Annotated in this window: 9 protein-coding genes; 4 read left to right on the plus strand and 5 right to left on the minus strand. The window is 47.6% G+C overall.

What is annotated here, in order from left to right:
* Positions 1-213 precede the first annotated feature (213 nt).
* The 3 genes from QT974_RS25955 to QT974_RS25970 form a co-directional block, all read right to left on the minus strand.
* Positions 214-522, minus strand: coding sequence for a GFA family protein (locus QT974_RS25955; protein WP_333471298.1), 309 nt, complete (start codon positions 520-522; stop codon positions 214-216).
* Positions 523-531: 9 nt separating this feature from the next.
* A complete protein-coding gene (locus tag QT974_RS25960; protein WP_442933215.1) occupies positions 532-849 on the minus strand; it encodes a hypothetical protein in 318 nt (105 codons plus the stop codon).
* A gap of 294 nt (positions 850-1,143) precedes the next feature.
* The gene (locus tag QT974_RS25970; RefSeq protein ID WP_333471292.1) at positions 1,144-1,587 is read right to left on the minus strand and encodes a hypothetical protein; all 444 of its coding nucleotides are present in this window, start codon (positions 1,585-1,587) and stop codon (positions 1,144-1,146) included.
* 104 nt (positions 1,588-1,691) lie between these two features.
* Here QT974_RS25970 and QT974_RS25975 point away from each other — a divergent pair, with 104 nt between their 5' ends.
* The 4 genes from QT974_RS25975 (at position 1,692) to glmS (ending at position 6,101) form a co-directional block, all read left to right on the plus strand.
* Positions 1,692-2,327, plus strand: a complete 636-nt coding sequence (locus QT974_RS25975) for a TetR/AcrR family transcriptional regulator (protein ID WP_333471293.1) — start codon at positions 1,692-1,694, stop codon at positions 2,325-2,327.
* 251 nt (positions 2,328-2,578) lie between these two features.
* Positions 2,579-3,484: a CoB--CoM heterodisulfide reductase iron-sulfur subunit B family protein gene (locus QT974_RS25980; protein WP_333471294.1), complete on the plus strand. Its 906-nt coding sequence runs from the start codon at positions 2,579-2,581 to the stop codon at positions 3,482-3,484.
* 266 nt (positions 3,485-3,750) lie between these two features.
* Complete coding sequence (psaC, locus tag QT974_RS25985) at positions 3,751-3,996, plus strand: photosystem I iron-sulfur center protein PsaC (RefSeq protein ID WP_015175986.1); 246 nt, start codon at positions 3,751-3,753, stop codon at positions 3,994-3,996.
* 161 nt (positions 3,997-4,157) lie between these two features.
* On the plus strand, positions 4,158-6,101 hold the full coding sequence (gene glmS / locus QT974_RS25990; protein WP_333471295.1) for a glutamine--fructose-6-phosphate transaminase (isomerizing): 1,944 nt from the start codon (positions 4,158-4,160) through the stop codon (positions 6,099-6,101).
* A gap of 170 nt (positions 6,102-6,271) precedes the next feature.
* Here the strand turns inward: glmS and QT974_RS25995 are convergent, their stop codons facing one another.
* Both QT974_RS25995 and QT974_RS26000 read right to left on the minus strand, forming a co-directional pair.
* Positions 6,272-7,858, minus strand: coding sequence for an O-antigen ligase family protein (locus tag QT974_RS25995; protein ID WP_333471296.1), 1,587 nt, complete (start codon positions 7,856-7,858; stop codon positions 6,272-6,274).
* 66 nt (positions 7,859-7,924) lie between these two features.
* Positions 7,925-8,770: a YaaW family protein gene (locus tag QT974_RS26000; protein ID WP_333471297.1), complete on the minus strand. Its 846-nt coding sequence runs from the start codon at positions 8,768-8,770 to the stop codon at positions 7,925-7,927.
* Positions 8,771-9,246 lie beyond the last annotated feature (476 nt).

Genomic DNA, 9,246 nt, shown 5'->3' on the forward strand with positions numbered 1-9,246 from the left:
AAGGAAGAGAAGAGAGAGATTAATACAGGACGATGAAGAGAGGATTTGATATGACAACTTCAGGAATGTTGCCGGGTGGCGATCGCTATGGCTCGATAAAATCGCTGAAACCGTTGCCCTGAGAGATATAAGCTATATGAATACTTTTAGGGCTGTAGGTATGTCAAGAGGCTGATGGTTAAAAGCTCGCAGCCTTTTAGATCTCAAAAGGTTCTATAGATGCCTTGTCTCGGCTGGAGGAGCACCCCAGTCGTTGTGGAGCCCATCAGCAAATCGAATCGGCGCTTCAATCAGTTCCGTTGGATCGGCGTTGTCGAGGGCGGCCAATTGGACTGAAACGTAGTCACCGCCAATCTCTTCATGGTGCCCGCGTGCAAACGAGCGCACGCCGCAGTGCTTGCAAAAAAGATGATGTCCGATCTTTGGATTGAACTGGTAGTCGCTCAACTCGCCCTCGCCGGATAGCAATCGGAATGCGTTGGGCTTGATTATGGCGTTCCAATTCCGCGTTTTCGTGCAAATCGAACTGAGTCAGTCCGTTCCAACCGGGTTGTTAGGCTGCTGGCGCTGGGCAATTTGGAGTAATAACCGCAGTGCCTCGTTTACAGAAGCATTCGTCGGAAAAGCCTTGGCAACGTCAGGATCTAGGAGAACCACATTTGTTCCTGTCCGGTATCTTTCAACGTACTTGCCTCTGACACCCCCTGCCATCTTAGAGAAGTCGTATTCAGGGCGTAGTTCATCTTCTAGCTCGTCAACTTCCTTCTTCATAAAACCTCTTTTCTTGGCGATTGGCTGTTCGGGCACTGATGATGCGGATGCGGTTCTCTCGGTCAGTATGGGAGACAATTAACACTTTCCCCAATTCAGACATTCCAATAATAACGTATCGTTCCTCGCCAATAGACCTCTCGCAAAATATTTTTCTGATATAATAAAAGGTTTTGCTTTACTTGATTAGACATCTGCCAAAAAGCCTGTGAAGAACAGGCATCCTGCCTGTTCCACGCCACCGATAATCTCTAATAATGCGCTGGCAAGATAACGGCCCAATTGAGCGGCGCCAGATAACCTAGAACGTAGACGAAAAGGCTTCAAATCGCCGCTCCAACGACTGGTTTTGCGACAATAAACTAAAGGTTCCTAGCCGCGAAGTACATCACTGCGGATCACTGGGATCAGGAATGTTGCACTAAAAATCGTGTTTGAAACAGCGTTGAGCCAGAAACCTGTGGCAATAGACAAAATGCTATCTATTACGTACCAAATTACGATCGATGCAGTAAGCCCAAGCCAAATACGCTTACTAACCTGTTTTTCAAGCTGGTCTGCGACTTGAATTACTGCTATTAACGTCAAACTCCAACCCATCGTCACGGCTCCAAGTATCGCAAGGCTAAAACGCACATAGGGATTGAGATCGAGTTTCCCTGGACCGTTCAAAACATCAAATAAGATGCGAACTGGGCCGCTTGTAGCTTCAAAACCACTTCCTGATAGTGTCAATCCAAATAAGCCTACCGCCACACACCATCCTGTCATCCATGCTAAATTTAGGGGCTTGGTTGTCTGAAGCATCTGAGTCATGGTTCTTTCTCCTGAAAACTCCTGTAAGCTGTAAATACCAGAGATACCTCGCATTTACAAGATACGAGAATTACCTCGCGTTTGTCAACACACGATTTGAACGAATGACCGACAGCCCCCAATCCACGCCACTTTGGCGCGTACCTCAACAAGCCCGTAGCTGGGAACGATTCCATCACATTCTGGACGCAGCGGCTGATTTGTTTGTTGAGATTGGGTATGAATCAGTGACAACTGATGAAATTGCGGCGAGAGCAAATACCTCCGTTGGAGGGCTATATCGTTTTTTTCCAGACAAACTCGCTGTTTTTCATGCTTTGCTCGATCGCTATCTCAATCAACTGAGGGAACTGTCTGCTACGCTCCATACAGAGGAAGCGATGCAGGTAACGCTCGATGTTTATGTGAATCAATTGGTGGATGGATTCGATTGGTTTGTGAGTGCAAATCCTGGATTCCGTCCCGTGTTCATTCAATCTCGTCTGATCTCTACAACGATTGCAATGAGTGCAGCCTTCTATCACGAGCTTGCACAACAGTTCGCGGTTTATTTTGCGGCTCGTAATCCGGCTTTAGAGCAAAGTCATCGAGAGCTAATTGCAACCATCAGTGTTGAAGTTGCCTGTACGCTGGATATTCTCGCCGTATCGCGCGATCGCACTTTTCAACACCAAGTTCTGACAGAAACCAAAAAATTACTGATTGCTTACTTAGGACAGTATTTCCCAGAGCGGTCTTGATGCTCAATTAGTGGGCTAAAAATACTGCCCTAGCCCATAACTCAGCAAGCTAACGGTTCAAACTGGAAATTACCGCCGAGACGAACTTTAATCCATCCTGGATCAGCTTTTATCCTAATTTTTATCGATCGTAATCGTTTAAAACTGGGTAAGGATATGGAGAGGAAGCATCCCAACTTCGTTAGCGCAGCCCTCGAAGAGGATCGCCCTCCTGTCTTGTCCCTTGCCTTGTGTCCTCAGCAGCAACAATTATGCCATCCCCAAATCTCAAATATGCTTACTTTCCCGGTTGCGTCGCCCAAGGGGCCGCCCGCGAACTTTACCTGTCTACCCAAGCGCTGACTCAAGCCTTGGGCATTGAACTGGTGGAACTCAAAAAAGCTTCCTGCTGTGGTTCTGGCACTTTTAAGGAAGACTCGCAGTTGCTGGAAGATACTGTCAATGCCCGCAATATTGCCTTGGCCGAGCAACTAAATCTCCCTTTGCTCACGCATTGCAGCACTTGTCAAGGTGTAATCGGTCATGTGGACGATCGCCTCAAGCAATCCCAAAAGACCGATCGACCTTACCTCGAAAAAGTCAACGGTTTGCTAGAAAAACAAGGCTGTTCCCCCTATCAAGGCAGTACCGAGGTCAAACATCTGCTGTGGGCGATCGTTGCCGATTACGGTTTGGAGGAAGTCCAAAAACGCGTCACTCGCAAGCTTTCGGGTTTGAAGTGCGCGGCTTTTTACGGCTGTTACCTGCTGCGAGCTCAGGATAACTTGGTTTACGATGACCCGCACCAACCGGAATCGATGGAAAATGTGTTTCGGGCGATCGGCGCCACTCCAATTTACTATCGAGGACGGACGCAGTGCTGCGGCTGGCCCCTAGCGAGTTATGCCACTAACCAATCATTTCAAATGGCCGGCAAACATATTGTCGATGCTCTTGACAACGGTGCTGATTGTATGGTAACGCCTTGTCCGCTTTGTCATTTAAATTTGGATTCGCGGCAGCCGGAAGTGGAAAAAGTAATTGGGCGAAAATTGGGTTTGCCGGTGCTGCATTTACCGCAATTGGTGGCTTTGGCTTTGGGTGTCGAGCCGAAACAACTCGGACTCGACAGACATATTGTTTCCACAAAGCCTGTATTGGAAAAATTAGGCTTTTAGTTTTGTTTTTCTAAAGTTCGCAGTCAGGACTGAGCGTCCTTTCTAACTCCGCAAGGACGCTCAGTCCTCACTACGAACCTAGTCACAAAGCACTCCCAGAATGAATATCTGTGAAGTTTTGTCGCTTTTTCGCGAAGTGCTTCCAGGCACTGCGGTAGACTAACCTTTAATTCTCTGCGCAGGCATAAGCGGTGGCACCTCGCCGTCAAATCTGTTAATTCGCAGAGCCAGCAAATTTTTAGTGACTCGTTGGGAGCCTTTATTCAATGTCTCATTCAGTCAAAATTTACGATACCTGCATCGGCTGCACTCAATGCGTCCGCGCTTGTCCGACTGACGTTTTGGAGATGGTGCCCTGGGATGGCTGCAAAGCAGCTCAGATTGCCTCTTCTCCCCGCACCGAAGACTGCGTAGGTTGCAAACGTTGCGAAACAGCTTGTCCTACCGATTTTCTGAGCATCCGGGTCTACCTGGGAGCAGAAACCACTCGCAGTATGGGTCTAGCCTACTAAATATCGATCGAATTGTCGATCGAATTACGGGTACAAGGAGAGGGGGCGATTAAATTGCCCCCTCTCTTTTTGTCGCGGAATCTGCATTCTGCGGCAGGAAGAAGGTAAAAATGATAAAACTTGGGTTTTATTGCGATCGCTAAGCAGGAGTAGTACCTTAAATGTGCGGAATCGTTGGTTATATCGGCACGCAAGCAGCAAGCGATATTTTGCTAGCAGGATTGGAGAAACTAGAATACCGAGGCTACGATTCAGCGGGCCTCGCTACCATCTGGGAAGGAGAAATTACCTGCATCCGAGCAAAGGGCAAATTGCACAACCTCCGGGAAAAGCTCGCAGAGATAGACTCTCCCGCTCCCATCGGCATCGGGCACACCCGCTGGGCAACTCACGGCAAACCAGAAGAATATAACGCTCACCCTCACCTAGATAATAGCGGGCGAATTGCGGTAGTTCAAAATGGGATTGTTGAAAATTATCGCGAGTTACGAGAAGAATTGAAAGCCAAGGGACATAAATTTGTCTCGGATACGGATACAGAAGTTATCCCTCATTTAATAGCTGAAATTTTCCAAGAAGCAAGAAGCAAGAAGCAAGAAGCAAGAAGCAAGAAGCAAGAAGGACAAGATCCAACAGCAGAGAAAATTGCTGAGTTGTCGTTTTTGGACGTGGTTTCAAAGGCCGTAAATCGGTTAGAAGGAGCTTTTGCGATCGCCACTATTTGTGCAGATTTTCCAGACGAAATAATTGTCGCCAGACAGCAAGCTCCTTTGGTGATTGGCTTTGGTGCAGGTGAATTTTTCTGTGCTTCCGATACGCCAGCGTTAATATCCCACACCCGCGCTGTTTTGTCCCTGGAAAATGGCGAATTGGCAAGACTAACTCCGATGGGAGTAGAAGTTTACAGCTTTGCAGGGGAAAGGCTGAAAAAAACTCCGCGCCTCCTCGGCTGGAATCCAGTTTCTGTCGAGAAACAGGGCTTCAAGCACTTCATGCACAAGGAAATTTACGAACAGCCGGCCGTAGTGCGAGCTTGTTTGGAGACTTATTTAGACAGCAATTGGCAGCCGGGAAATTCAGGCTCTCCTATCAATCTAAACTTGGCGCCAGAACTTTGCGCCGATGTCGAACAAATTTCAATTCTCGCCTGCGGAACGAGCTGGCACGCCTCGCTAATTGGCAAATATTTGTTGGAACAGTTAGCCAATATTCCGACTGCGGTGCAGTACGCTTCTGAGTACCGCTACGCGCCCGCACCGCTGACAGCAAATACTTTAATTATTGGGGTAACTCAGTCGGGAGAAACGGCGGATACCCTGGCTGCTTTGGGGATGGAACAGCAGCGCCGCGCTGGTTTTACTGATAAATTTCGGGCGAGAATGTTGGGAATTACTAACAGGACTGAAAGTTCGATCGCCCACATGATGCCGCACGTCATAAATACCCACGCTGGTATAGAAATCGGCGTGGCTGCAACTAAGACTTTTGTCTCTCAGTTGATGGCATTCTATTTCTTAGCTTTGGATTTGGCGCACCAGCGGCAAACCATCAGCACAGAGAGATTGGCAGAAATTATTGCGGGTTTGCGCCAGTTACCAGCCGAAATCGAGAAGTTTTTGGAGATTCAAGAACAGTATGTGGAGGAATTGTCGCACCAGTTTACAGAAACTCAAGATTTTATCTTTTTGGGGCGGGGAATTAACTTTCCCATTGCTTTGGAAGGGGCGCTAAAACTAAAGGAAATTAGCTACATTCACGCTGAAGGATATCCCGCCGGAGAGATGAAACACGGCCCGATCGCCCTTTTGGATGCTAAAGTGCCTGTAGTGGCGATCGCCATGCCCGGAAGCGTCTACGAAAAAGTGCTTTCCAACGCTCAGGAAGCCAAAGCCCGCGACGCCCGTTTAATTGGCGTTACGCCAAAACAAGGTGCGGCGGAAGCTGATATTTTTGACCACGTTTTACCAGTACCTTTGGTGGAGGAATTGTTGTCGCCGATTGTGACAGTAATTCCGCTGCAATTGTTGGCTTATCACATTGCCGCGCGCCGAGGTTTGGATGTGGATCAGCCACGCAATTTGGCGAAGTCGGTGACAGTGGAATAAGGGAAGTCAGTGGGCAGTTGGCAGTGGGCAGTTGCTAGTTGGCAGTGGGCAGTTGGCAGTTGGCAGTTGACTGTTGACTGTTGACTGTTGACTGTTATCTGTTATTGGTTATTTGTTATTTGTTTTCCAGGCTCTGCCTCCGATGCCCGATGCCCTCTTTGGCCGATGCCCTATTCACGATGCCCGATGCCCTCTTTGGCCGATGCCCGATGCCCTATTCCCTCTTGGCACACACCCCAAATCGCCGCTAACAATACCCAGCTTGTAGTATTGACTCGGAAATCAAACAGCGTCACGTCTACAGTGTTAAATAGCGTACAGGCGGCGAAGGCTAATAAATAACTGAAGAAAATTAGGCGATCGGCTGAATTTTCCTGTTGACAAATCACCCGACTTGTGCTGTGTAAAATTGAATTTTCCTCTGTTTCCTGTGCGTCTATTTGAGCCTGTTTAATATCCACAGCAGAAACCTGCCAATACGCCAACAGCAAAACACCCCTAGCCAAAACCCAGCCAACTAAACCAAACAACAAAAGCGTTGTCGGGAATCCCGTTTCCGCAGCCAACATCAGCATCAAACTGTGAGGATGACCCAGCCATTCGTGCATTCTATCTTGATAGAGAGCCGTAAAATTTCGCAATCCCCAACCAGTCCAAGGACGCTGCTGAGCCATCGACCAAGCAAATTCCCATTGAGTAGTTCTCAAAGTAGCAGTCGGCCGATTTGGAAACATTTCATCCGTGAGTCTCGCCCAGAAAAAAGCCGGGATAATTATTCGTAAATATTGCCGCAGCGGTTCCGGGCCAAACGCCGACAAAAACACTGCACTCACCGCACTAAAAATCGCAGTTAATATTTTTTTATAACCCGCATAAAATGCAAAAGCCAAAACTGCCAAAACTGCCAATCCCCAAGCATTCCGAGAATTAGTAAAAATCAAAGCAACAGCATTTCCTACTACTGCAAAACTTAAAAATAGGAATTGGGAATCGGGAATTGGGCATTGGGAATTGGGAATTGGGCATTGGGAATTGGGCATTGGGCATTGGGCATTGGGCATTGGTAATGGGTGACAACTGCCAACTGCCAACTGACGACTGCTAACTGACAACTGACGACTGACAACTGACGACTGACAACTGACTTCTTCCATCCACAATCCGAGTGTTAAAATAAAAGCGATTGTTAAATAGCAGGCTAAAATATTAGCGTACATAAACACAGAAGCCATGCGGCCGGGGGGATTGCCTTTTGGTTCCAGTACCCAGCCCAAAATCGGCTGCAATTGATCGATGCCGCTCCAACCTAAAAATTGCTGTCCCAAACCTAAAATTATTACCGGAATTGAACTTATTGCTATTATCCAAGACAATTGTCGTAACTGAGCCGGAGTTTGAATTAAACTGCTGAAAGCAGCAAACAATATAAAGAATGGCCAAAAATTGCACAATCCTAAAACAGCCTCGATACGGTTCTTGGCAAAAATTGTCGTGATGACTAGCAGCACACTCAGAATTCCGAATCCTCGATTCAGGGGGCTGCGGCAGATTTGCCGGAACTTTTGCTGACAAGTGCCGGCCAATCCCAGGAATATTCCCAAAGCTCCCAAAATCGGAATTGTTGGAAAAATTAGCATCCCGATTTGAGCGAAATTCCAAGGGATTTGCAGGCGGCGATCGGGATGTTTTTGCAGGTGAGAATTGAGATTTTTGGCTGTCTGTTTTGCAGCTAATTTCCACGTTTTTTTGATATTCACCCAAACTCCCAATTCTTCAATTCTTCACTCCAAAATCCAAAATCCAAAATCCAAAATCCAAATTCGCTATGCTAGTTCCCAAACGCATTCCGATCGCGTTAGGCGAATTTGAGCCAAGGCAAAAATGGTCGGGATAATGCGCCCGTAGTTCGTAGAAATCGATCGCCAACCCAAATCTGCTAAAAACCAAGTCCACATCACCGGGCCGAGCAACGAAAACACGCTCCGCGTCGCACCGTAACGAGCAGCACTCACGGCCATACCGCGCCGCGCCGTCTGAATTGCGACATAATTTTGAAACTGGGTTGCTGCGGTTGCAGTCCCTGCGATCGCTGCTTGTTTTGCCATTTCATAAGTAGCAAAATGCAGTGCAAATTGATGGGCCATCAATTTTAGCAACATGGGTTTTAAGATGGAACTAACGGCTAAAGCGCTGCCACCTTTGAACAGCAAACCCAGCGGGTCTTTTTCAGCAGAAATTGGTAGCGGTTCTGAGAGTTTTGACTCCACAATTGCTTTCTGTACCCGCACTGTCAGCACTTGCTGTTCGTCTGCGGGTAAACGCTTCCAAGCGCGGCCCATTAAATGCAGAAATACTTCTGCTTCTAAGTCGGTAGTGGATAACTGTTTGGGATAAGGGATTTTCAGATAGCGGCACACTTGAATTAGTGCTTGTCTGTAAGTTACTTGTTCTGTTCGCCCCCTGAGTACGGTTAACCCGTCGGCTGCAAGGTACCGAAACCGCTGTTCTACTGCGTCTAGCCATGCTTCGCGATCGCGGCTTTGTACGTCTATCGGTGCGGGGGTTTGCACGTAATCTAAAGGGTTAAACTTGCGCACGAACAGAAGTTCGGTTAGTTGCTGCAATTCTTCTTCTGTTGTCAATTCTAGTGCTGCTCTGAGTTCGTCCAAGATTTTGCCCTCCCGTATACCATTTTAGATTTGAGATTTTAGATTGTTGCTGCTTGACGACCATTGAGATTATTGAGATTTAGGATTTACCTACAGTGGCATTTTTTTATCTGGTCTTAATCAAGGATTCGTGCTGTCCCTTATTCTACTACTTGGTGCAGGGCGATGGCGTCGGGCCCGGCAAGCTACGACTCTCAGGGTTTGGCCGCCAACTGAAATATTGCACAGAAACCTTTAACTAATACGAGTGGGAAGTCCCGCACTCTATCCGTTTACAGGATGAGTGACGGGATGAAAACGAGCAGCAAACAAATTGAGCGATAGCGAATCCATGATAGGATAGAACTCTCGCGGGGATGATAAGAGTAGCCGTGGTGCGCGAACTTTCCGTTGTATAAAAGCTAGACACCACCTATCAGTTTCTGACCGAAAGCATCCAGGATACAAGCCCCCGGATTCATCCGTGGAGAAATAAA

The organism is Microcoleus sp. BM001215392 (assembly GCF_036700185.1).
Lineage (GTDB): Bacteria > Cyanobacteriota > Cyanobacteriia > Cyanobacteriales > Microcoleaceae > Microcoleus.